16 protein-coding genes are annotated in these 22,584 nt (G+C 71.8%); 12 read left to right on the top strand and 4 right to left on the bottom strand.

Features of this window, described 5'->3' with window-relative positions; translation table 11 throughout:
• Window positions 1–78: 78 nt before the first annotated feature.
• Window positions 79–1,044 carry an acetylxylan esterase gene (locus tag M1D56_RS10725; RefSeq protein WP_456283567.1) on the bottom strand — a complete coding sequence of 322 codons (966 nt, stop codon included), beginning with the start codon at window positions 1,042–1,044 and terminating at the stop codon, window positions 79–81.
• Window positions 1,045–1,191: 147 nt separating this feature from the next.
• Window positions 1,192–3,402 carry an NADP-dependent isocitrate dehydrogenase gene (locus M1D56_RS10720; RefSeq protein WP_271172725.1) on the bottom strand — a complete coding sequence of 737 codons (2,211 nt, stop codon included), beginning with the start codon at window positions 3,400–3,402 and terminating at the stop codon, window positions 1,192–1,194.
• A 161-nt stretch (window positions 3,403–3,563) separates the two neighbouring features.
• Between M1D56_RS10720 and M1D56_RS10715 the strand changes: the two genes are divergently transcribed.
• The 3 genes from M1D56_RS10715 to M1D56_RS10705 are packed head-to-tail and all read left to right on the top strand — an operon-like array spanning window position 3,564 to window position 5,636.
• The gene (locus M1D56_RS10715; RefSeq protein ID WP_282978558.1) at window positions 3,564–4,103 is read left to right on the top strand and encodes a VOC family protein; all 540 of its coding nucleotides are present in this window, start codon (window positions 3,564–3,566) and stop codon (window positions 4,101–4,103) included.
• Window positions 4,093–4,890: a MerR family transcriptional regulator gene (locus M1D56_RS10710; RefSeq protein ID WP_456283566.1), complete on the top strand. Its 798-nt coding sequence runs from the start codon at window positions 4,093–4,095 to the stop codon at window positions 4,888–4,890. Before M1D56_RS10715 ends, M1D56_RS10710 begins: the two co-directional genes overlap by 11 nt.
• A 23-nt stretch (window positions 4,891–4,913) precedes the next feature.
• Complete coding sequence (locus M1D56_RS10705) at window positions 4,914–5,636, top strand: DUF1361 domain-containing protein (RefSeq protein ID WP_456283565.1); 723 nt, start codon at window positions 4,914–4,916, stop codon at window positions 5,634–5,636.
• Window positions 5,637–5,641: 5 nt separating this feature from the next.
• Here the strand turns inward: M1D56_RS10705 and hrpA are convergent, their stop codons facing one another.
• A complete protein-coding gene (gene hrpA, locus M1D56_RS10700) occupies window positions 5,642–9,601 on the bottom strand; it encodes an ATP-dependent RNA helicase HrpA (RefSeq protein WP_456283564.1) in 3,960 nt (1,319 codons plus the stop codon).
• Window positions 9,602–9,662: 61 nt separating this feature from the next.
• Between hrpA and M1D56_RS10695 the strand changes: the two genes are divergently transcribed.
• On the top strand, window positions 9,663–10,553 hold the full coding sequence (locus tag M1D56_RS10695; RefSeq protein WP_456283563.1) for a DUF817 domain-containing protein: 891 nt from the start codon (window positions 9,663–9,665) through the stop codon (window positions 10,551–10,553).
• Here the strand turns inward: M1D56_RS10695 and M1D56_RS10690 are convergent.
• On the bottom strand, window positions 10,519–11,247 hold the full coding sequence (locus M1D56_RS10690) for a ribonuclease H family protein (protein WP_456283562.1): 729 nt from the start codon (window positions 11,245–11,247) through the stop codon (window positions 10,519–10,521). The genes M1D56_RS10695 and M1D56_RS10690 overlap by 35 nt on opposite strands.
• Window positions 11,248–11,332: 85 nt before the next feature.
• Between M1D56_RS10690 and M1D56_RS10685 the strand changes: the two genes are divergently transcribed.
• From M1D56_RS10685 to M1D56_RS10650, 8 genes are all read left to right on the top strand, one after another.
• Entirely contained in the window at window positions 11,333–13,603 is a 2,271-nt protein-coding gene (locus M1D56_RS10685) for a glycoside hydrolase domain-containing protein (RefSeq protein WP_456283561.1), read from the top strand.
• A gap of 136 nt (window positions 13,604–13,739) precedes the next feature.
• Window positions 13,740–15,014 (top strand): glycosyltransferase, encoded by a 1,275-nt coding sequence (locus M1D56_RS10680; RefSeq protein ID WP_456283560.1) that lies wholly within the window; start codon window positions 13,740–13,742, stop codon window positions 15,012–15,014.
• 49 nt (window positions 15,015–15,063) lie between these two features.
• The gene (locus M1D56_RS10675) at window positions 15,064–15,900 is read left to right on the top strand and encodes an aldo/keto reductase (protein WP_282978551.1); all 837 of its coding nucleotides are present in this window, start codon (window positions 15,064–15,066) and stop codon (window positions 15,898–15,900) included.
• Between the two features lie 145 nt (window positions 15,901–16,045).
• On the top strand, window positions 16,046–17,146 hold the full coding sequence (locus M1D56_RS10670; protein WP_324014358.1) for a LacI family DNA-binding transcriptional regulator: 1,101 nt from the start codon (window positions 16,046–16,048) through the stop codon (window positions 17,144–17,146).
• Between the two features lie 155 nt (window positions 17,147–17,301).
• Complete coding sequence (locus M1D56_RS10665) at window positions 17,302–18,963, top strand: ABC transporter substrate-binding protein (RefSeq protein WP_456283559.1); 1,662 nt, start codon at window positions 17,302–17,304, stop codon at window positions 18,961–18,963.
• On the top strand, window positions 18,960–19,940 hold the full coding sequence (locus M1D56_RS10660; protein WP_282978547.1) for an ABC transporter permease: 981 nt from the start codon (window positions 18,960–18,962) through the stop codon (window positions 19,938–19,940). Before M1D56_RS10665 ends, M1D56_RS10660 begins: the two co-directional genes overlap by 4 nt.
• Window positions 19,937–20,851 (top strand): ABC transporter permease, encoded by a 915-nt coding sequence (locus tag M1D56_RS10655; RefSeq protein ID WP_282978545.1) that lies wholly within the window; start codon window positions 19,937–19,939, stop codon window positions 20,849–20,851. Before M1D56_RS10660 ends, M1D56_RS10655 begins: the two co-directional genes overlap by 4 nt.
• Window positions 20,848–22,551: an ABC transporter ATP-binding protein gene (locus M1D56_RS10650; RefSeq protein WP_456283558.1), complete on the top strand. Its 1,704-nt coding sequence runs from the start codon at window positions 20,848–20,850 to the stop codon at window positions 22,549–22,551. The genes M1D56_RS10655 and M1D56_RS10650 overlap by 4 nt, the downstream gene beginning before the upstream one ends.
• Window positions 22,552–22,584 lie beyond the last annotated feature (33 nt).

The following is a 22,584-nucleotide window of genomic DNA, read 5'->3' as shown; positions in this document are numbered from 1 at the left end:
CGGTAAACGCTTTACGAGATCAGTGTGGCACAGCGCCGCGGCGGGCGACGCCAGGCGGCGCGGGCGAGTGCCGTGTCGTCAGCCGAGGCGACGCCCGAGCCACGCCAGCTGCGCCGCGCGCTGCGCGCCGCCCCCGCCCTCGTGGTTGTTGAACGGATAGACCTCGATCTCCTTGTCCTCCGCGCCCCACGCGTTGAAGGCGCCGAACACCGTCGAGGGCGGGCAGATCGTGTCCATGAGCGCGACCGAGAACAGCGCGGGAGCCGTCGCCCGCGACGCGAGCGTGACCCCGTCGAAGTACGACAGCGTGCGGTAGACGTCGTCGATGCGGTCGCGGTGCGCCGAGAGGTAGGTGCGGATCTCGCCGTACGGCATCGAGTCCACGAGGGTCGTCGCGCGCGGGAAGTCGCACAGGAACGGCACGTCGGGCATGGCGCCCGCCACATCGTCGGCGAGCGCGGCCGCGGCGATCGAGAGGCCGCCGCCCTGGCTTCCGCCCGCGACGAAGACCGGGAGCCCGGGTGCGAGCGCGCGAGCGGCGTCGACGGCGAGCGCTGCGTCGGTGAACGCGCGACGGTAGTAGTAGGTCTCGGGGCTCTCGATGCCGCGCGTCATGACGCCCGGCGCCTGCGAGCCGCTGCCGTGCGGGTCGGCCGTGGCGCCGCCCATGCTCCAGTGACCCCAGCCCTGGCCGCGCGTGTCGACGATGAGCCGTGCGCATCCCGCGAGCGGGAACGAGCCCACCTCGTGAGCAGGGCCGCGGCCGCCCGAGTAGCCGACGAACTCGACGACGATCGCACGGGGCGCGCTCGCGGCGGGCACCTGCCACCAGCCGCGGATGGTGTCGCCGCCGAAGCCCGCGAACGCGACGTCGTGCACGTCGACCAGCGTGAGCCCGGTGTCGACCGGCTCGAGGCGCGGAGCCCAGGCCGCATCCCGCGACTCGGCGAGCGTGCGCTCCCAGAAGGCGTCGAAGTCGTCGGGCACGGGGAGCTCGGGCCGGTACGTGCGGAGCTGGTCGAGGGGGAGATCGAAGTGCGCCATCGTCGGCGTTCCTCCTGAGGTCGGGGCTGCGGTGGAAGGACCGAGGGCGAGCCTAGCGCGCCGCGTGCGCTCGACGGAAAGCGTCATCCGGCCCGGTATGCGACGACGCCCGCCCCCGGCGAGGGGCGGGCGTCGTCGAGCGGATGGTCAGAGCGCGTCGATCGCGGCGTTGAGCGTCGCGGAGGGGCGCATCACGGCGGCCGTCTTCTCGGCGTCCGGACGGTAGTAGCCGCCGATGTCGGCGGGCTTGCCCTGGACGGCGAGGAGCTCCTCGACGATCTTCTCCTCGTCGGCGGCCAGCTTCTCCGCGAGCGGCGCGAACGCCGCAGCGAGGTCGGCGTCCTGCGTCTGCCGCGCGAGCTCCTGCGCCCAGTACAGCGCGAGGTAGAAGTGCGAACCGCGGTTGTCGATCGTGCCGAGCTTGCGACCGGGGGAGCGGTCCTGCTCGAGGAACGTCCCCGTGGCGGCGTCGAGCGTGTCGGCGAGCACCTGCGCGCGCGCGTTGTCGGTGGTCTGGGCGAGGTGCTCGAATGACGCCGCGAGGGCGAAGAACTCGCCGAGCGAGTCCCAGCGCAGGTAGTTCTCCTCGACGAGCTGCTGCACGTGCTTGGGAGCGGAGCCGCCCGCGCCGGTCTCGAAGAGGCCGCCGCCCGCCATCAGCGGGACGATCGAGAGCATCTTCGCCGACGTGCCGACCTCGAGGATCGGGAACAGGTCGGTGTTGTAGTCGCGCAGCACGTTGCCCGTCACCGAGATGGTGTCGAGGCCCTGGCGGATGCGCTCGAGCGAGAACGTCGTCGCCTCGGCGGGCGCGAGGACGCGGATGTCGAGGCCGTCCGTGTCGTGCTCGGGCAGGTAGCGCTCGATCTTCGCGATGAGGTTCGCGTCGTGCGCGCGGGTCTCGTCGAGCCAGAACACGGCGGGCGTGCTCGAGAGGCGCGCGCGCGTGACGGCGAGCTTCACCCAGTCGCGGATGGCGGCGTCCTTCGTCTGGCAGGCGCGCCAGATGTCGCCCTGCTCGACCTCGTGGGAGAGGACCGTCTCGCCTGCGCCGTTGACGACGCGCACGGTCCCGGCCTCGGCGATCTCGAAGGTCTTGTCGTGCGAGCCGTACTCCTCGGCCTTCTGCGCCATGAGGCCGACGTTGGGCACGGTGCCCATCGTCGTCGGGTCGAGGGCGCCGTTCGCCTTGCAGTCGTCGATCACGGCCTGGTACACGCCCGCGTAGGACGAGTCGGGGATGACGGCGAGCGTGTCCTTCTCGGCGCCGTCGGGGCCCCACATGTGCCCGCCGATGCGGATCATCGCGGGCATCGACGCGTCGACGATCACGTCGCTCGGCACGTGGAGGTTCGTGATGCCCTTGTCGCTGTTGACCATCGCGAGCTCGGGGCCGTCGGCGAGGGCGCGGTCGAACGCCGCACGGATCTCGGCGCCGTTCTCGAGCTTCTCGAGGCCGGCGAAGATTCCGCCGAGGCCGTCGTTGGCCGAGAGGCCGGCCGCCTCGAGGTCGGCGCCGTACTGCGCGAAGACGGGAGCGAAGTAGGCCTTGACGATGTGGCCGAAGATGATCGGGTCGGAGACCTTCATCATCGTCGCCTTGAGGTGCGCCGAGAACAGCACGCCCTCCTGCTTGGCCTGCGCGATCGCGTCGGCGAGGAACGCGTCGAGCGCCTTGGCGCTCATGAAGGTCGCGTCGACGACCTCGCCCTCGAGAACCGCCACCTTGTCCTTGAGGACCGTCACCGTGCCATCCGCCGCCACGTGCTCGATGCGCAGCGCGTCGTCGGCGGGCGAGACGAACGACTTCTCGTTCGAGCGGAAGTCGTCGTGACCCATCGTGGCCACCGAGGTCTTCGAGTCGGCCGACCACGCGCCCATGCGGTGCGGGTGCGCCTTCGCGTACGCCTTGACGGCGCCGGGCGCGCGGCGGTCGGAGTTGCCCTGACGCAGGACGGGGTTCACCGCGGAGCCCTTGACGCGGTCGTAGCGCGCGGCGACCTCCTTCTCGTCCTCGGTCTGCGGGTCCTCGGGGAGGTCGGGGATGTCGTAGCCCAGCGCCTGCAGCTCGGCGATCGCGGCCTTCAGCTGCGGCACCGATGCCGAGATGTTGGGGAGCTTGATGATGTTGGCGCTCGGCTCGTTGGCGAGCTCGCCCAGCTCGGCGAGTGCGTCGCCGATGCGCTGCGCCTCGGTGAGACGCTCGGGGAACTGCGCGATGATGCGGCCCGCGAGCGAGATGTCGCGCGTCTCGAACTCCACACCGGCCTTGGACGCGAAGCCCGAGATGATCGGCAGCAGCGAGTACGTCGCCAGCAGCGGCGCCTCGTCGGTGTGGGTGTAGATGATCTTTGACATGGGTGAGGCGACTCCAGACGGTGGGGTGTTGCCGGGGAACGACGGATGGCACGCGGATGGCGCGATTCTGTCTCGACATCAAGATACCTGGTGGGCTCTGCGCGGACGAAAGCGGGACGCGACTTGACCCTCACGCAGCGTCAGGCTCGAGGGTGGAGCGCATGACCGACTACTACGACGCCTTCGAGATCAGCCCCGTGCCGCCGCGCGACCCCGACGCGGTCGCGCCCGAGCCGTTCCGCGGCATCTACGCGATGCCCTCCTTCGTCACCATCCCCGCGCCCGACCTGCCCGCGTCCGTGGAGTTCTGGACGAGAGGGCTCGGCTTCATCGAGCTGTTCAGCGTTCCGGGCGGGATCGTGCATCTGCGGCGCTGGGCCTTCCAGGACGTCCTCCTCGTGCCCGCGGGCGATGCCCCCGCGCCGCCTCCCGCGATGAGCGTCAGCTTCGCCTGCGTCCTCCGGCAGATCGAGCCGGTCGCCGCCGCGTGCCGTGCCCTCAGGGCGGACGCGGTCGACGGCCCGCGCGACACGCCGTGGGGCACGCGCGACCTCGAGATCCGGACACCCGAGAACGCCCGGGTCGTGTTCACCGCGCCCCTGCCCTGGGACCCGGAGAGCGACGCCGCGCGCCACCTGGCGGAGCTCGGCATCACGGCGCCCGATGCGGCCCGCGAGCAGAATGGGGAGCATGCGCGATGACGTCGACGGCCTGACGGTGGGGCAGGCGGCTGCGCAGCTCGGGGTCACGGTGCGGACGCTGCACCACTGGGACGCGATCGGGCTGGCGAGCCCGTCGGAACGGACGCCGGCGGGCTATCGGCTGTACACGGCGCCGGACCTCGATCGGCTGCGCCGCGTCGCGATCTACCGCGAGATCGGCGTCGCGCTCGAGGACATCCGCGCGATCCTCGACGGCGCGTCGCCCGAGGCGGCGGGCACGCTCCGGGCGGCGCACGCCCAGCTCGAGGAGCGGATCGCGCGGCTGAACCGGCTCGGATCGGGCCTCGAGCGGATGATCGCCGCGCACGAGCGCGGCGTCCCGCTCGCGGACGAGGTGCAGCGGGAGGTGTTCGGATCGGGCTGGGACCCCGAGCAGGCGCGCGGCGCACGCGAGGCCTACGGCGGCACACGGCAGTGGCGGCAGTTCGCCGAGGCGGCCGCCGACCGCACCGCCGAGGAGTGGCGCGAGGTCGCCGACCGCGTCGCGGGCGTCGAGCGCTCGCTCGCGGACGCGATGGACCGCGGTGTCGCACCGGGCAGCGCCGAGGCCGATGACCTCGTCGAGCACCACCGGGAGGCGTTCTCGGCCTACTTCCCGCTCAGCCACCAGATGCAGGTGTGCCTTGCCCGCCGCTACGAGTCGGACCCGGGGTTCGCGGCGCACTACGACGGCATCCGCGTCGGCCTCGCGGCCTGGTTCCGGCGTGCGGTCGACGAGAGCGCACGCGCGCGGGGGATCGACCCCGAGACGGCGGTCTGGGAGTAGCGGGACGCGGCTAGGGTCGTGGCGTGGCCGTCCTCGTCGCGTGCATCGCCGTCGTCCTGCTCAACATCTACGCGATCGTGCTCGTGAGGCTCCGATCGGCGGTGTACGGCGTGCCGCTCTACCGGCCGATGCTGCTGAACATCGGCCTCTCCTTCGTTCCGGTCCTCGTCTCGCTCGTCGCGGTCGCCGGGCTCCTCGGGCTCCCCGCGCTGCTGTCGCTCACGGCGCTGCGGCCACGGGCCGCGGCGGTCGCGGTGTGGGTGTACGTCGTCGTGGGCGCGATCGTGTGGGTGCTGCTCTTCCCGAACTCGATCTATCTCATCACCGAGCTGAACTTCAGTCACCGCCGCGACGGCGACCCGGTGCCCCTCTGGTACGACATCGTGCAGACCCTCACACTCACGCTCTCCGGCATCGCGAACGCGGTGCTCAGCCTCGCGGTCGTGCAGACGGCCTTCCTCGCGCTCGTCGAGCCCAACGCGATCGGCGCGGTGCCCGCGTCGAGCTGGGCGCTCGCGGCGGTCATCATCGTGCTCGGCGCCGTGGGCGTCTACCTCGGGCGCTACCTCCGGTTCAACAGCTGGGATGTGCGCCATCCGGTCTCGCTGCTCCGCAAGCTGCGCGCGCACCTGCGCCAGCGCGGGAAGGCCCTCGAAGCGGGCGGGTTCGTGCTCACGCACGCGGTGCTCATCGCCCTCATCTACGTCCCGACGTACCTCCTCGGGTTCGGCGCCCTGGCCGCCTGAGCCCCTCAGCCCTTCAGGGCCTTCGCGATGCGCGGGAGCGACACCGCCTCGGCCGTGCCGAGACGCTGCGCGAACAGGCTCACGCGGAACTCCTCGAGCAGCCAGCGTGCGCGCTCGATGTGCGCGGGAGCATCCGGCGGCAGGGGGATGGCCCCGCCCGCCTCGTCGAAGACGGCCCGCGCGCGCTCGAACTCCGTCATCCAGGCGCGGTCGCGGCCGGGATTGTCGGGGAGCGCCTCGAGGCGGATCCGGGCGCCCTCGAGATACCGGGGCAGGTGCGCCAGGCGCTCGACGCCCGCCGCCGACACGAAGCCGCGGAAGATCAGGCCAGCGAGCTGACCGCGCACATCGTTCAGTGCGCCGAGGAGCGCCATCGACGTCGCGCCCTTCATCGCGCGCTCCACGTCCCGCGCGAGGGTGAGGATGCGCGCGACGAGCGAGACGCACGCGAAGACGTCGTCGACCGAGCCGCGCGAGACCTCGTCGCGCACGCGCTCGAACGCCGCGCGGTCGCGCACCTCGCCATGACGCGCGAGGACGGCGTCGGCGACCGCCGCTCGGCAGTCCTCGATGAGGGCCTTGGCCGACGCGTACGGCGACGCGGCGAGGGCGAGCTTCTCGTTCGCCGTGAGGTGCTCCTGCACGTACGACGCGGGCGAGGGCACCTGCAGCAGCACGAGCCTGCGCAGACCCGCGCGGGTGAGACGGGCGGCCGACTCGGGTGTCGCCTCGACGCGCAGCGCGACCGTCTGCCCCTCGTCGACGAGTGCGGGGTAGCCGCGGACGACGCCGCCCGCGACGCGCGTGTCGACGACCGGCGGCAGCTCGCCGAAGGTCCAGTCCGACAGGCCGGCGCGCTCGATGCCCGCGGAGGGCGCGGAGATGCCCGACGCCGCCGCGACGGCGGCCTCGCCGCGACGGCGCTCGCCGCGGGCTCCGCCGCGCGCGATCTGCCTCGCGACGCTGTCGCGCGTGCGCTCGGCGAGCCGCCTCTGCAGCGACGCGAGGTCGCGATCGGACGCGATCGCGCGCCCGCGCGCATCCACCGCCCGGAACGACATCCGCAGGTGCGACGGCACGCGCTCGAGATCGAAGTCGGCGGGCGACACCGGCTGGCTCGCCGCGCGCTGCACGAGCCGCGCGAGGGCGTCGAGCAGCGGCTCGGCGGGAAGACCCGCGCTGTCCTCGGGGCCTCGTCCTGCCAGCTCCTCCGACAGCTTCGCGGCCCAGTCGGCCGCGGGCACGACGTGGCGGCGGATGGCCTTGGGCAGCGCCTTGAGGAGCGCTGTGACGAGCTCGTCGCGGAAGCCGGGCACCTGCCAGTCGAAGCCGTCGGGTCGCAGCGATGCGAGCAGCGGGAGCGGCACGACGACCGCGACGCCGTCGTCCTCGGCGCCCGGTTCGAAGCGGTACGCGAGGTTCAGGGTCTGATCGCCCTGCGTCCAGCGCGTCGGGAAGTCCCGCGCGTCGGCGGTCGCCGCGCCGTCGACGAGGTCGGCCTCGCGCATCGTGAGGAGCTTCGGCGTGCGAGCGCGCGCGTCGGTCCACCACTTCTCGAACGACCGGACGTCGAACACCTCAGCGGGGATCCGCGCGTCGTAGAAGGCGTAGACGGCCTCGTCGCCGGCGAGGATGTCGCGGCGGCGCTCGCGGTCCTCGAGGCGCTCGAGGCGCCGACGGAGGTCGGCGTTCTGCCGCAGGAACGCGGTGACCTGCTGTGGCAGGGCATGCGCGTCCCATTCGCCCTCGACGAGCGCGTGCTGCAGGAAGAGCTCCCGGGCGGCCGGGCGATCCACGCGCGCGAACGGGATGCGTCGGCGCGGGACGATCTCGACGCCGAACAGCGTGACCTTCTCGTACGCGATCGCGGCGCCCGAGTCCTTCGACCAGTGCGGCTCCGACACCTGGCGCTTCACGAGGTCGCCTGCGAGGTCCTCGGCCCAGGCCGGATCGATCGCGGCCGCGGTCCGCGCGAACAGGCGCGAGGTCTCGACGAGCTCGGCGGCCATGACGGCCTGCGGGCGCCGCTTGCGCAGCACGGAGCCGGGGAAGACTGAGAAGCGCACGCCGCGCGCGCCGCGGTACTCGGCGCCGCGCGAGCGCGGGTCCTTCTTCGCCTCGCGCTCGTCGAGCACGCCGATCTGCGACAGGAGGCCGGCGAGGATCGCGCGATGCACGGCGGCGGGGTCCGCCGCACCCTCCCGCCGCGGGGCGGAATCGCGCTCGCCGCGACGGCCGAGCCCGCGCGTGAGCCCCTGCAGCTGGCGGTGCACGTCGAACCACTCGCGCACCCGCACGTAGTTGAGGAACTCCGTGCGGCACAGGCGCCGGAACGCGCTCGAGCCGAGCGCGCGCTGCTGCTCCTGGAGGTGGTCCCAGAGGTTGAGCAGCGTGAGGAAGTCGCTCGTCGGATCCGCGAACCGCGCGTGCGCCTGATCGGCCTGCTCACGCTGCTCCTCTGGGCGCTCGCGGACATCCTGGATGGACAGGCCCGCGACGATCGCGAGCACCTCGCGCTGCGTGCCGTTCCGCTGCGCCTCCACGAGCATCCGCGCGAAGCGGGGATCGATCGGGAGCCGGGCGAGGTCGCGGCCGATGCGCGTGAGCCGCGGCTGCCCGCCATCGCGCGCCGGATGCACGGCCCCGAGCTCGACGAGCAGGTCGAGGGCCGCGCGCACGCCGCGGGAGTCGGGCGGAGTGAGGAACGGGAACTCGGAGATGTCGCCGAACCCGAGCGACAGCATCTGCAGGATCACCGAGGCGAGGCTCGTCCGCAGGATCTCCGGCTCGGTGAACGCGGGGCGCCGCGCGAAGTCGTCGTGCGCGTAGAGGCGGATGGCGATGCCCGCGCTCGTGCGGCCGGCGCGACCCGAGCGCTGCTGGGCCGACGCCTGCGAGACCGCCTCGATCGGAAGGCGCTGCACCTTGGCCCGGTTGCTGTAGCGCGAGATGCGCGCGGTGCCGGTGTCGACGACGTACTTGATGCCGGGCACGGTGAGCGAGGTCTCGGCGACGTTGGTCGCGAGGACGATGCGGCGCCTGAGGCCGGCGACCGTCGAGCGCTCGAAGACCCGGTGCTGCTCGGCCGAGCTCAGGCGGCCGTAGAGGGGGAGCACCTCGACGGGCGCGGTCTGGCTGCGGAAGGCCCCGCGGACGGCGTCGGCCGCGTCGCGGATCTCGGCCTCGCCGGGCAGGAACACGAGCACGTCGCCCGGGGCCTCGCGCTCGAGCTCGCGCAGGGCCTGCACGATCGCCGACACGTCGTCCTCGACGTCGTACGGCCGCTCGTCGGGTCTCGGCTCGTCGCCGCCCTCGGTCGACGCCCGGGGTGTCGGCGCTTCGCCGTCCTCTGTCGTGTCCGCGAGCAGCGGCCGGTACCGGATCTCGACGGCGAACGTGCGCCCCGAGACCTCGATCACGGGGGCGGGGGTGCCGTCCGGCTCCGCGAAGTGCTTCGCGAACGACTCGGGGTCGATCGTCGCCGACGTGATGACGACCTTGAGATCGGGCCGCTCCGGCAGGATGCGCTTGAGATAGCCGAGGAGGAAGTCGACGTTCAGCGACCGCTCATGCGCCTCGTCGACGATGACCGTGTCGTAGCGGCGCAGCAGCCGGTCGCGGTGGATCTCGTTGAGGAGGATGCCGTCGGTCATGAGAGCGATGCGCGTCGCGTCCGACACCTGGTCGGTGAAGCGCACCTTGTATCCGACGAGTCCGCCGAGCTCGACCTGCATCTCCTCGGCGACCCGCTCGGCGATGGTCCGCGCGGCGAGGCGGCGCGGCTGCGTGTGCGCGATCGACGTCCGCCCGAGCTCGAAGGCGATCTTCGGCAGCTGGGTGGTCTTGCCCGACCCCGTGGCGCCCGCGACGATGACGACCTGGTGGTCGCGGATGGCCGCGGCGATCTCGTCGCGCGCCGCGCTGACGGGCAGCTCGGGCGGGTAGGCGATGACGGGGGAGGACATAGCCTTCCAGCTTAGAGGTGCGCTGGGAGCGCGTGCACGCGCCGACCCTAGGATCGACCGCATGTCACGGGCGTTCACCTCGGTCGAGCAGCGGATCGATGCCTGGGCGCACCGTCGGCTGGAGCGGCTCGAGCCCGGGGGAGCCCTGCGCCGCGGCCTCGTCGAGTTCACGGTGTTCGTGCTCAAGCAGGCGTGGGCGTGCATCTTCGGGGCGGCGATGCTCACGGCGCTCGTCGCGGCGCGCCTGTGGTACCCCGACGACGCCGCGCTCGCGCGCACCGACGCGCTCGTCATCGCGGCCGTGGCGATCCAGGCGATCATGCTGCTCGCCCGGCTCGAGAGCGGCCGCGAGGTGTGGGTCATCCTGCTGTTCCACGTCGTCGGCACCGCCATGGAGATCTTCAAGACCGACGTCGGGTCGTGGTCGTACGAGGACGGCGGCGTGCTCCGCATCGCGGGCGTGCCGCTCTACACGGGATTCATGTACGCGGCCGTCGGCTCGTACCTCGTGCGCGTCTTCCGCCTCTTCGAGCTGCGCTTCGAGCGCTACCCGCCGATCTGGGCCACGGCCCTCGTCGCGGCCGGCATCTACGCGAACTTCTTCGCGCACCACTTCCTGCCCGACGCGCGCTGGGTGCTGCTGGCCCTCGTCGTCGCGCTCTATGCGCGCTGCACGATGCACTTCCGCAACCACCGCACGCGGCCCTGGCGGCGGATGCCCGTGCTCGCGGCGTTCGTCGGCGTCGCCTTCTTCATCTGGATCGCCGAGAACGTCGGGACGGCGGCGGGCGCGTGGATCTACCCGGATCAGGCCGACGGATGGCAGCCGGTCTCGATCTCGAAGCTCGTCGCGTGGCTGCTGCTCATGATGATCTCGGTCGTCCTCGTGACCTTCGTGTACCGCCCGCAGCCTCCGGTCAGATCAGACGACGCAGCGCGTCCTCGGGGCTGATGCCCCACGAGGCGGCCCGCGCGCGCAGACGCGCGAGCTCGTCCGGTGCGAGGAGAAGGCGCAGCTCGACCATCTCCTCCTCGGGGGCCGGGAAGAGGGCGAGCTCGTCGTCGGCACCCCACAGCGCCTCATCCACCGCGGTCGGCGCCGGAGCCGCGGAGGCAGACGGCCCGGACGCGGCAGGCGGCTCGGGAGCGACGACGGCACCGCCCGACACGCCTTCGACCGGGTCGGCGGCGAAGCCCGGGCCCCGGTTCGGCTCCGCGCGGCGCTGGAACGCCTGGGCGGCCGCGTTCGCGCGCTCGTCGGCCGCCTCGTTGAGCGGATGGCCGGCGTGGCCCTTCACCCACGAGAACACGATGTCGCGGCCCTGCATGGCCTCGTCGATCCCCTGCAGCAGCTCGCGGTTCAGGACGGGCTTGCCGTCGGCCTTGCGCCATCCCTTCCGCTTCCACCCGGGCATCCACTTCGTCACGGAGTCGATCACGTACCGGCTGTCGCATTCGATGAGCAGGGCGACGCCGGCGTCGGCCGTGGCGCGCAGGAGCTCGAGCACGGCCTGCAGCTCGCCCTGGTTGTTCGTGCCGTGAGGCGAGCCGCCCGCCGCCCAGCGCTCGTCGTCGATGTACCAGGCCCACCCCATCGGACCGGGGTTCCCGAGGGCGGAGCCGTCTGCGGCGGCGGTGATTCTCATCCCGCCAGCGTAGTTTCCTGCGCTGACATCTCCCGCGCGACGGTTCGTCACACGCCCGACGCGGGGCGGGGGTAGCGTCGGGCGCGTGAAGCTCGCAGACGTCGATCCGTTCATCGGGACCCAGCCGGCCGATCTCCCCGAGCCCCGCGGCATCGCGGCGTCGTGGTGGTGGCCCAAGCCGCAGATCGGCAACACGCATCCGGGCGCCACCTTCCCGCTCGGGATGGTCTCGGCGTGCGCGTACTCGGGCGCGTACCCCACGGGCTACGGCGAGTACGACCTCGCGACCGAGGGCGTGCCCCCGCGCCTGCGGGACCGGCCCGTGGCGAGCGGCATCACGCACTTCCAGCAGAGCGGCACCGGCGCCATCCGCAAGTACTACAACTACGTCCGCGTGACGCCCATGCTCGGCTCGCTCGACGCGCTCGGCGAGCAGTGGGACGTGTCCGACGAGGTCGCCGCGCCCGGCTTCTACGCCTGCACGCTCTCGAGCGGCATCCGCTGCGAGGTGACGGTCGGGCCGCGCAGCGCCGTGCACCGCTACACGTTCCCGAAGCACCGCGACGCGCGGCTCGTCGTCGACCTGTCCCTCGGCGGCCTCGACATCCCGTACGGCGCGACCGTGCCGCTGCGCGCGCACCTCGAGTCCACGGCCCCCGGGCACGCCGAGGGCGAGATCGTCGTCGAGGGCGCGCCCCTCGCGATGCACATGGAGGCCGACGCACCGGGATGGCGCCAGCTGCTCTGGTACGACCGCCGGCTCATGCCGGGCGGCAAGCGGCTCGACTTCGACGCCATCCGCCCGACCACGCTCCGCCCCTTCGGGCTCATGTGGGCGGGGCCGGCCGCGGCGGGGCAGACGATCGAGATGAGGATCGGGTTCTCGCTGCGCGGCGTGGAGCGCGCGGCGCGGAACCTGCGCGCCGACTGCCCGGAGGGCAGCGGCTTCGCCCACCGTCGCACCGCGACGCAGCTCGCATGGACCGAGCACCTCGGGGCCATCCGCCTCTCCGATCCGCCCGAGCACCCGCGCGAGCCCGACCGCGAGGCGCGGAAGGCCGAGACGCGCGAGCGCCGCACGGTCTTCGGCACCGCGCTGTACCACTCGCTCATCAAGCCGTCGCTCGCGATGGGCGAGAGCCCGTTCTGGCCGTCGGAGGGCCCGTTCGTCTACGACCTCTGCACGATGTGGGACATCTACCGCACGCAGCTGCCGCTGCTCACCCTGCTGCGCCCCGATCGGGCGGTCGAGCTCGGGAACGCCCTCGTGACGATCTGCGAGGAGGAGGGCAACTTCCCGATCGGGTACCGGATGGCCAAGGGCTCGGACCGCTTCGCGCGCCAGGCGAGCGCGCTCGCGCACACGTTCCTCTCCGACCTCTGTCTCGCCGGCTTCGAGGGCATCGACTGGGACTGGGCGCTCGTGCACATGCTCTCCGACCTGCGCCGCACGTACGGCGAGGACTTCCTCACCCACGGTCGCGCCGAGCCGATCACGCACACGCTCGACATCGCCTTCGGCTACTGGTGCACGGCCCAGGTGGCCGCCGCCGTCGGCGACCGTCGCGTGCGCGAGGAGTGCCTCGCGCTCGCTGGACGCTGGCGCAATGCGTTCGATCTCGACACCGGGCTGCTGCGCGACTCCACGTTCTACGAGGGCACGAAGTACAACTACTCGTTCCGGGTCGGGCACGACATGGCGGGGCGCATCGCGCTCGCCGGCGGAGACGAGGCGTTCGTGGGCATGCTCGACCGCTTCTTCGGGTTCGGCGCTGCTCCCGTCCGCCAGCCCGGCGTGGGCCCCGGCGACGTCGAGATGGAGGGCGGGTACGCGCTCGGCCGCTTCGAGGGGCTCAACAACGAGCCCGACATGGACGCGCCGTGGGCCTACACCTACGCTGGCCGCCCCGACCGCACCGCCGAGATCGTGCACGCGGCGCTGCACCAGATGTTCGGCACGGGCCCCGGCGGCCTCCCGGGGAACGACGACTCGGGCGGGCTCTCGTCGTGGGTCGTGTGGGCCTCGCTCGGGATGTTCCCGGTCGCCGGTCAGGACCTCGTGCTCCTCAACGCCCCGGCCTGGCCCGAGGCGCGCATCGACCTCGGCGGCGAGAGCGAGCTCGTCGTGCAGACGACGGGATTCCGGCGGGTGGGGCGGGACACGGCTCCCCAGTACGTGCAGGGGATGCGCCTCGACGGCCGTCCGCATCACGCGCCGTGGCTCTCCGGCGCCCAGCTGCGCGCGGGCGGAGTGCTCGAGGTCGACCTGGGCGACGAACCGGGCGACTGGGGCCGGGAGAGCCGGCCGCCGTCGCATCCGCACGAGGCCTCGCCGAGCTCGCGGTCGCTGCGCTGAGCCGGGCGGCGGGGTCGATCGACCGCGCGACACAGACCGCGCACGCAGCCGACACATGCGTGTCGTATCATCGCCCGAACTCGCGCGCAGATCGCCCGCGATCCACGACCATCCGCCCCCTCGGACAGGAGCCAGCATGACCCGTCGACTCGTCATCGTCGTCCGCGCCGATCCGGTGATCTGCGGCCATTCGGGGGAGGCCCGGAACCTCGCCGAGGCCGCCATCGCCCGCGGCTTCGACGAGGTGCGCATCGTGACCTGGCCCATCGAGCGCCTCGAGTCGGCCGGGCTGCCGCTCAAGCCGCTCGAGTCGGTGCTCCCGTACAGCCCCGGGATCCTCGTCGAGCGCCCCGAGCCGGTCGGCGACTACAAGGTCGTCGACGGGCGGTACATCGGAGGTCTCGTCGGGCGCCTCGTCGAGCTGTTCACCGACGGCGTGCCGACCGTCGCGATGTCGCTCTACCTGAGCCCGCACACGACGGCCGTGAGCGACGCCGTCTCGGTCGCGCGCCGCACGGGGCTTCCCGTCGACGTCGTGACGGTGGCCGAGGCCGTCGGATCCGACGTGACGAACGTCGTGCGCCAGTGCGTGAACGAGGGCCGCTTCGGCGCGGCGGCGCACGTGCTCGAGTCGTATCTCGCGAGCGACGTGTGCGTCGCGGTGTCGCAGTACACGAAGGACCTCATCGTCGGGGAGGCGCGCGTGCTCGACGCGCGCCACGGCACGCGGTACGCCGCGCGCTGCGAGGAGCGGATCGCGATCTCGTACCCCGCGATCGACGCCTCGCTGTTCCTCGATCTCGACGGCGCCGAGGTCGATCGGCGGCTCGCCCAGCGGGGCCTCGAGCGCGACGGCTACGTCTTCTACCTCTCGCGGCTGGCTCGCGCGAAGGGCGTCGACGATCTCATCGAGGGCTTCGCGCGATCGAGCGCCCCCGCGACGCGCCGGCTCGTCATCGCGGGTCGCGGGCCAGAGGAGCAGGAGCTGCGCGCGCTCGCCGCGGCGTCTCCGGTCGCCGACCGCATCACGTTCCTCACCGACGTCGACGACGCCGAGAAGCCGTATCTCTTCGCCGGCGCGGCCGCGTACGTGCTCCCGACGAAGCCGCGGCCGGAGTTCATCGAGACCTTCGGCATCGCGCTCGCCGAGAAGGCGCTCTCGGGCGGTGGCCCGGCCATCACCACGCTCACGGGCGGCGTCGGCGAGGCCGTCGGCGACACCGCGATCATCATCGGCGTCGACGCGCCCGATGAGATCGCGGCCGCGATCGACCGCGCGATCGGCATGGACGTGCTCGAGCGCGCGGAGTGGGAGGAGCGGGCCAGGGCGCACGCGCTCCAGTTCGACCGCGGCAGCGTTTTCGACGCGCTGTTCGCGCGCGTCGACGCGCTCCAGGCGGCGGCGGTGTGAATCCGCATCTTCCGGCGCCGACCGCTCTCGCGCTCAATAAGGTGGAGACATGAACATTCCCGCAGTGACTCTGAACTCCGGCCACGACATCCCCCAGCTCGGCTTCGGCGTCTTCCTCGTGCCGCCGGCGGAGGCGGAGCAGGCCGTCAGCGAGGCCCTCGAGCTCGGCTACCGCCACATCGACACGGCGGCGATCTACCGGAACGAGGAGGGGGTGGGCGCCGCCATCGCGAAGAGCGGCATCCCGCGCGAGGAGCTGTTCATCACGACGAAGCTCTGGAACGACCGTCAGTCGGGCGAGCAGCCGCACGACGCCATCCGCGAGAGCCTCGACAAGCTCGGCCTCGAGTACGTCGACCTCTACCTCACGCACTGGCCGACGCCCGAGAAGGACACCTACTCGAACGCGTGGGCGAAGCTCATCGAGATCCGCGACGCGGGCCTGGCGCGCTCGATCGGCGTCTCGAACCATCTGCCCGAGCACCTCGACCGGATCGTGAAGGACACCGGCGTCGTGCCGGCCGTCGACCAGATCGAGCTGCACCCCGCCTACCAGCAGCGGGATGTGCTCGCGTGGGCCGAGCAGAACGGCACGAAGATCGAGTCGTGGGGCCCCCTCGGCCAGGGCAAGTACCCGCTGTTCGAGAACCCGGCGGTCGCCGAGGCGGCGGCGGCGCACGGCGTGACGCCCGCTCAGGCGGTCATCCGCTGGCACCTGCAGAAGGGCTTCATCGTGTTCCCCAAGTCGACGCGCAAGGAGCGGATGGCCGAGAACCTCGACGTGTTCGGCTTCGAGCTCACCGCCGACGAGGTCGCCCGCATCGACGGCATCGACCCCCTCGACGGGTCGGGTCGCGTGGGCGCACACCCGCTCGAGTTCAACTGAGCCGACCGCGCGGCCGCCGTCTCCCCGGAGGCGGCGGCCGCGTGCTGTCTGCGCACCGCCGCACCTCCTCCCCGGGCGTCCGCCGGGTTGCGGCTAGCCTGAACTGCGCCCGGGTGGTCCGGCGCGCATGCGGGAGGAGCGGTCTGTGTCGAAGGCGCCCACCGTCTACGACGTCGCGGAGAGCGCCGGTGTCTCGATCGCGACCGTGTCCCGCGTGCTGCGCACCCCCGAGGCGGTGCGCCCGGAGACGCGCGACCGCGTCCTCGATGCCGTCTCGCGTCTCGGGTACGTGCCCAGCGGAAGCGCGCGCGGGCTCGCCGAGCGGCGCACGGGCGTGCTCGGCATGTACTTCCCGGGCTTCGACGCGATCGACGACGTCTCGGCTCTCGACGTGCTCGCGAACGAGGTCAGGGAGCCGTTCACGGTCGTCCGCGGCGCGGGTCCGCGCGACGACGCCCGCGCATCGATGCTGTTCCAGGACGAGGTGCTGCGCGGCGCCGAGCTCGAGGCCTGGCGGCGCGGCTTCGTGCTCATGGTGGGCGTGGGGCGGGGCGACCCGTCAGCTTCGACCGTGCGCGACATGGCCGGTCGCGTCGACGGGCTCGTCGTCCTCGCCAGCAGCATCCCCGACGACGCGCTGGACTGGCTCTCGCGGCGCGTGCCCATCGTCGTGCTCGCAGGGCCCCGCCGCGGCGACCGACACGACCACGTCACCGTGAGCAACACCGAGGCCATGGCCGAGCTGACGCGCCACGTCCTCGCGCAGACCGACGGGCGCCCTCCCGCGTACCTCGCCGGCCCGGCGGACTCGCCCGATGGCGCGCAGCGCTGGGAGGGCTTCCGTCGCGCGATCGAGGCGGCCGGACTCCGCATCGACGAGATCGACGTGCGCCGGGGGGACTTCACGCGGGCATCGGGGCGCCGCGTGGGGGAGGAGCTCGTCGCGCACGGCCTTCCCGCCGCCCTCATGTCGTCGAACGACCAGATGGCGCTCGGGGCCCTGGACGCGTTCGCGAGCGCGGGCATCCGCGTCCCGGAGGACGTGATCGTCACGGGCTTCGACGGCATCGACGCCTCCGCTCTCGTCTCGCCCCCGCTCACGACCGTGCGGCAGCCCATGATCGAGCTCGGGCGCGCCGCTATCCAGGTGCTCGCGCACCGTCTCGAGGCGCCGGACGCCGAGCCGGTGTCGGTCCGGCTGCCGGTCGAGATCCTCCTGCGCGAGAGCTCGCTGCGCGCGAGCTGACGCGCGCTCCGCCTCCGTCGTGCGGATCGGAGCACCCCGCAGACCGTTGCGCGCGGCAATGTATGCGCTTACACTCGTCGTGCGGACACCCTCCGCGAACGTCTCCTCCTCACGAGGAGCCGTGCTCCAGACACACACGACATCGAGGTCACACCGTGCCGAAGACGCACAGACTCCACCGCTGGCGGCGGGCGGCGGCCGCCGGGCTCGCCGCCGTCGCGCTCGCGGTGAGCGGATGCAGCATCCAGATCACGTCGCAGCCCGATCCCTCGATCGGCGACGACACGATGCTCATCAACGCCGACCACGGGAACCCGCTGTTCACGCGCACCTTCAACCCCTATCTCACGAACACGCGCACCGCGTCGCGGTGGATCTACGAGCCGCTCGTCCTCGTCAACCCGCTCGACGGGTCGCTGACGCCGTGGCTCGCGTCGGAGTGGGAGCAGCCCGACGCAGAGACGATCGTCATGACCCTCCGCGACGGCGTCGAGTGGAGCGACGGCGAGCCCTTCACGGCAGCCGATGTCGCGTTCACGTTCGACATGCTCAAGAAGACGCCCGCGAACGACATCTACGGCGCGTGGCAGCACCTCGCGAGCGTCGAGGCCGACGGGCAGACGGTGACGTTCCGCCTGCAGGGCGAGGACGCACCCGCCCTGTCGATCATCGGGAAGACCTTCATGGTCCCCGAGCACATCTGGGCCGAGGTCGACGATCCCGGCACCTGGCGCAACGAGCACCCGGTCGGCACAGGGCCGTTCGTGCTCGGCAACTACAGCGACCAGCAGTACTCGATGGACCGGAACCCGACGTACTGGCAGGCCGACTCGATCGAGATCGAGCACATCATCCTGCCCGCGACGAACACCCAGCTCGACACCGTGACGCGCGGCTACGACTGGGCCTACTCCTTCATCTCGGACGTCGAGGGCACCTGGGGCGCCGCCAGCGCGCACAACCGCTGGTGGTTCCCTCCCGTCGGCATCATCTCGCTCGTGCCGAATCTCGAGCGCGAGCCGTTCGACGACGTCGACGTGCGACGCGGGATCGCGCTCGCGCTGGATCGCGAGGAGATCGCCGAGACCGCGTCGGAGGGCTACATGGAGCCCGCCGGACAGACGGGCCTCATCCTCCCCAACCAGGAGGAGTACCTCGATCCGACGATTCCCGACAGCGGCGTCCTCGCGCAGGATCAGGACGCGGCGCTCGCGGCATTCGAGGAGGCCGGCTACGAGCTCGAGGGTGACCGCCTCGTCGACGACGCGGGGGAGCAGCTCTCGTTCTCGCTCACGACGGCGAACGGCTACTCCGACTGGACGCGCGCCGCGCAGGCCGTGCAGCGCCAGCTCGCCGAGGTCGGCGTGAAGGTCTCCCTCGAGCTGCCGCAGCCGGCCGGCTACCAGAGCGCGATCGCGAACGGCGACTTCGAGATGGCGATCGGCGGCATGGGGAACGGCGAGGTGTACCAGTCGTTCAACAGCCTGCTCTCGAGCGACTTCTACGTGCCGAGCGGCGAGACGACCGCGAACAACTTCGAGCGGTTCCGCTCCGACGAGGCGGATGCGCTCCTCACCGAGTACCGCTCGACGGTCGACCCGCAGCGGCAGACCGAGATCGTCCACGAGCTGCAGGGCATCGTCTACGACGAGCTGCCGGTCATCGGGCTCTACTACGGCGGCAGCTGGGGGCTCTTCAACGACGCGAAGTTCACCGGCTGGCCCTCGGCGGAGGATCCGTACATGATCCCCCAGAACTACGACTCGGCCCCGCTCGCGATCTTCCCGCGCCTGGACCGGGTGGAGGGAGACCAGTGAAGTACCTGCTCCAGAAGCTCGGCCTGTTCGCTCTCACGCTGTGGGCCGCGATCACCCTGAACTTCTTCCTGCCCCGCCTGATGCCGGGCTCTCCCGCCGATGCCGCTCTCGCCAAGCTCTCGCAGAACGGCCCGGTGTCCGAGGCCACGCGGGCGGCGATCGAGGCGCAGCTCGGCGTGCCGAGCGGATCCCTGTGGGACCAGTACGTCGCGTACCTCGGCCAGGTCGTCACGCTCGACTTCGGCGTCTCGTACACGTTCTATCCGCAGACGGTCTCGAGCATGGTCTCGACGGCGCTGCCCTACACGATCGGGCTCGTCGGCATCGTCACGGTGCTCGCGTTCGTCATCGGCACCCTGATCGGCGTGCTCGCGGCGTGGAAGCGCGGGACCTGGCTCGATGCGCTGCCGACGCTGACGGGCTCCTTCCTCAGCACGTTCCCGTACTTCTGGACCGCGCTCCTGCTCCTGTTCTTCCTCGGGTACGTGCTGCACTGGTTCCCGACCACCGGCGCGTACGCCGCGACCACGACACCGGGATTCACGGGGGAGTTCGTCGCCGACCTCGTCCGGCACGCCGCGCTGCCGGCGCTCACGATCCTGCTGACCTCGCTCGGCGGGTGGATCATCGGCATGCGCAACGCGATGATCAACACGCTCGGCGAGGACTACGTCACGTTCGCCGAGGCGAACGGCCTGCGCGGTCGGACGATCGCCATCCGCTACGCGGCGCGCAACGCGATCCTGCCGAATCTCACCGGCTTCGGCCTCACGCTCGGCGGCGTCGTCGGCGGGTCGATCCTCGTCGAGCAGGTCTTCGGGTACCCCGGCATCGGGTACCTGCTCTTCAACGCCGTGATCGGGCAGGACTACCCGCTCATGCAGGCGCTCTTCCTGATGATCACTGTCAGCGTGCTCATCGCCAACTTCCTCGTCGACATCCTGTACGGCGTGCTGGACCCAAGGACTCGCCGATGACCTCCACCATGAACGTCAAGATGCCTCCGCGCTCGATCGCCGGGCCGCGCCCATGGCGCTCCGCCGGCCGCATGGTCGCGACCCTGTGGGGCAACGGCAAGGCGCGCCTCGGGCTGTGCATCCTCGCCGTGTTCGCGCTCGCCGCCGTCTTCGCGCCGGTGCTCGCGCCGTACGGCCCTAAGGACAACGGCTTCCCGCGCAATGCCGACGCATCGTGGGAGCACTGGCTCGGCACGACGGCGGCCGGCGAGGATGTGCTCAGCCAGCTGCTCTACGGCGCGCAGGTGAGCCTCGTGGTCGGGTTCGCTGCCGGCATCCTCTCCACGGTCGTGGCGGTGCTCATCGGACTGAGCTGGGGCTACCTGCGGGGGTTCGCGGCTGAGGCCGTCGGCTTCGTGGTGAACCTCTTCCTCGTGATCCCGGGGCTCCCGCTCATGATCGTCATCGCGGCGTACCTGCAGAACGGCGGGATGCTCATGATCGTCGCCGTCATCGTCGTGACCGGATGGGCGTGGGGAGCGCGGGTGTTGCGCAGCCAGACGCAGTCCCTGCGCGGACGGGACTTCGTCGCGTCGGCGCAGTTCTCGGGCGACGGTCCCGCGCGGATCGTGTTCCGCGAGATCCTCCCCAACATGACCTCGATCATCGCCGGAACGCTCTTCGGCGCCGCGACGGCGGCGATCCTCGCGGAGGCGGGTCTCGAGTTCCTGGGGCTCGGCGACTCGAGCATCGTGAGCTGGGGGACGATGCTCTACTGGGCCCAGAACTCCAACTCGCTCCTCACCGGCCAGTGGCTGCTCCTGTTCGCGCCCGGCCTCTGCATCGCCCTCCTCGCCCTGAGCCTCACGCTCATCAACTTCGGCGTCGACGGCATCTCGAATCCGCGTCTGCGGGAAGGAAAGGGGCGATGAGCATGGAGCGCGAGATCCTGCTGGATGTCCAGGGACTGTCGGTCGAGTACGCGTCGCCGGGAGCGGCGCCCGTCACGGCCGTCGACGACGTCTCGTTCACGCTGCGGCGCGGGGAGTTCGTCGGCCTCGTGGGGGAGTCGGGGTCGGGCAAGTCGACGCTCGGCTTCGCGCTCACCCGGCTGCAGAAGCCGCCGGCGCGGATCAGCGGCGGGCGCATCCTCTTCGGCGGTCGCGACATCCGCGAGCTCGACGCCGAGGAGCTGCGCCGGCAGCGGCAGGGCGGATTCGCCATGGTGCTCCAGTCGGGCATGAACGCGCTCAACCCCGTCCGCACGATCCGGAGCCACTTCCTCGACGTCTTCGCCGCGCACGGCCACGTCGCCGGCCCCGAGCGCGAGGCGCGAGCGCGCGAGCTCGTGGCCAAGGTGGGGCTGAGGCCCGAGGCGCTCGACCGCTACCCGGGTGAGCTCTCGGGCGGCATGCGCCAGCGGGCGTCGATCGCGATCGCCCTGTCGCTCGAGCCGCAGCTCATGGTGTTCGACGAGCCGACGACCGCGCTGGATGTGCTCGTGCAGCACGCGGTCATGGACACGATCCAGGCTCTCCAGCGCGCCGAGGACTTCACCGCGATCCTCATCAGCCACGACCTCGGCATCGTGCTCGAGGCCACCGACCGCGTCCTGGTCATGCACGAGGGCCGCATCGTCGAGGACGCGCCGAGCCGCGACATCCTCGAGCGCCCGCAGGATCCGTACACGCGCATGCTGCTGAGCCACTACGCGGATCCGCGTGCTGCGCACATCTCGATCCCGGGCTTCGTCGACCTCGCGACGCGCAAGGCGCAGGGCGCCACGCGTGCCGAGGGCACCGAGACCGTGCCCACGGTCGGGTCGCGCGGAACCCGTCGCGCGGATGCGGCCATCGCGGTCGAGAGCGTGTCGAAGACCTACCCCGCTCCGCGCCGCGGACAGGCGCCCGTGACCGCGGTCGACGACGTGTCGTTCCGGCTCGAGCCGGGGGAGTCGCTCGCCCTCGTGGGCGCCTCGGGGTCGGGCAAGTCGACCCTCGCGAAGCTCATCACGGGCGTCGAGAAGCCGACGTCGGGCGTCGTCCGCTTCGGCGACGTCGACGTGCCGTCGCTGCGGCGGAGAGGGCTGCGCGACCTGCGCAAGGACGTGCAGATGGTGTTCCAGGACCCCTACGCTGCCCTGAACCCGCTCCACACGGTGGAGTACACGCTCACGCGCCCCGTCGTGAACTACACGGGGCTGCGCGGAGTCGAGGCGCGCGCCCGTGTCCTCGAGCTCCTCGAGACCGTGGGGCTGACGCCCGTCGAGCAGTTCGCGGCCAAGCTCCCGCACCAGCTCTCGGGCGGGCAGCGACAGCGCGTCGTCATCGCCCGTGCGCTCGCGAGCGATCCGCAGGTGCTCATCGCGGACGAGCCGGTGTCGATGCTCGACGTGTCGCTGCGCGCCGGCGTGCTCGCGCTCCTCGAGGACCTGCGCGAGCGCTGGGGCATCAGCATGCTCTACATCACGCACGACCTCCTGAGCGCCCGCCTCGTCACCGAGAACATCCTCGTGCTCGACCAGGGGCGCGTCGTCGAGCGCGGAGAGACCGCGCACGTGCTGCAGCATCCGCAGGAGCCGTACACGATCGGCCTCCTGGACGCCGTGCCGAACCCCGCTCGCGCGCGCTGAGCGCGCGGGCGGCATCCGAAACCGAAACAGCGA

Source organism: Microbacterium sp. JZ101 (genome assembly GCF_053903175.1).
This window is presented reverse-complemented; position numbering and strand designations above follow the sequence as displayed.

Bases quoted from the DNA above. Each gene is read 5' to 3' on its own strand.
- M1D56_RS10725 (WP_456283567.1), bottom strand. From the start codon at position 1,044: ATGGCGCACTTCGATCTCCCCCTCGACCAGCTCCGCACGTACCGGCCC.
- M1D56_RS10720 (WP_271172725.1), bottom strand. From the start codon at position 3,402: ATGTCAAAGATCATCTACACCCACACCGACGAGGCGCCGCTGCTGGCG.
- M1D56_RS10715 (WP_282978558.1), top strand. From the start codon at position 3,564: ATGACCGACTACTACGACGCCTTCGAGATCAGCCCCGTGCCGCCGCGC.
- M1D56_RS10710 (WP_456283566.1), top strand. From the start codon at position 4,093: ATGCGCGATGACGTCGACGGCCTGACGGTGGGGCAGGCGGCTGCGCAG.
- hrpA (WP_456283564.1), bottom strand. From the start codon at position 9,601: ATGTCCTCCCCCGTCATCGCCTACCCGCCCGAGCTGCCCGTCAGCGCG.
- M1D56_RS10695 (WP_456283563.1), top strand. From the start codon at position 9,663: ATGTCACGGGCGTTCACCTCGGTCGAGCAGCGGATCGATGCCTGGGCG.
- M1D56_RS10690 (WP_456283562.1), bottom strand. From the start codon at position 11,247: ATGAGAATCACCGCCGCCGCAGACGGCTCCGCCCTCGGGAACCCCGGT.
- M1D56_RS10680 (WP_456283560.1), top strand. From the start codon at position 13,740: ATGACCCGTCGACTCGTCATCGTCGTCCGCGCCGATCCGGTGATCTGC.
- M1D56_RS10675 (WP_282978551.1), top strand. From the start codon at position 15,064: ATGAACATTCCCGCAGTGACTCTGAACTCCGGCCACGACATCCCCCAG.
- M1D56_RS10655 (WP_282978545.1), top strand. From the start codon at position 19,937: ATGACCTCCACCATGAACGTCAAGATGCCTCCGCGCTCGATCGCCGGG.
- M1D56_RS10650 (WP_456283558.1), top strand. From the start codon at position 20,848: ATGAGCATGGAGCGCGAGATCCTGCTGGATGTCCAGGGACTGTCGGTC.